The organism is Geodermatophilus sabuli (genome assembly GCF_010686765.1).
Classification (GTDB): Bacteria; Actinomycetota; Actinomycetes; order Mycobacteriales; family Geodermatophilaceae; genus Geodermatophilus; species Geodermatophilus sabuli_A.
The window spans coordinates 1-538 of the sequence record NZ_JAAGWF010000107.1; the positions used below are offsets into that span (position 1 = coordinate 1).

Consider the following 538-nt stretch of genomic DNA (forward strand, 5'->3'; position numbering starts at 1 on the left):
GGATGGGAACGGGAACTCTTACGACATTCCCCGGAGTGCCTTTCCGGATACAGGCCAAATTCCCCTGATGGCCGCAGCCACAGGCCTGACAGACCATCTCATCCTGCATTCGGATGGGCGCATAGACCCGGTCGATGCAAACTATAGTCCAGACACTTATTCGTTGGTTGGTATCAACGGGGTTTTAATTGATCAGGTCATTGACCAGGACACTACGAGTATCAATGGGTTAGTGTATCTGGAGTTGAATGTGACAAGCATAGATACATATCAGGCCCCCATTTTTACCACCATCGACGGTTCTATCAACAACGTGCTTGTTGGGGTGGACGGCTCGACGCAGGAGGCGCTTGCGGGGCTGACGTCTGCGACGGAATGGGAGATGCCGACGCTTGACTTTGGCGACATGGCCACGACAGCGCTCGGTGCCGTGAACACGGGTGAGATCACGCTTGGGGTGAACTCTGCTGTGGATGAGGCAGGCACCACGACCACCCGGGCGATCTCGGCCGCTGTGGCGCAGATTGGTGGGGCTGCC

General features: G+C 56.5%; 1 protein-coding gene. It reads left to right on the forward strand.

Going from position 1 to position 538, the window contains the following annotated elements:
• Positions 1 to 67: 67 nt before the first annotated feature.
• Positions 68 to 538, forward strand: a 471-nt coding sequence (locus GCU56_RS23240; RefSeq protein WP_163484517.1) for a hypothetical protein, incomplete at its 3' end; no start/stop codon positions are given.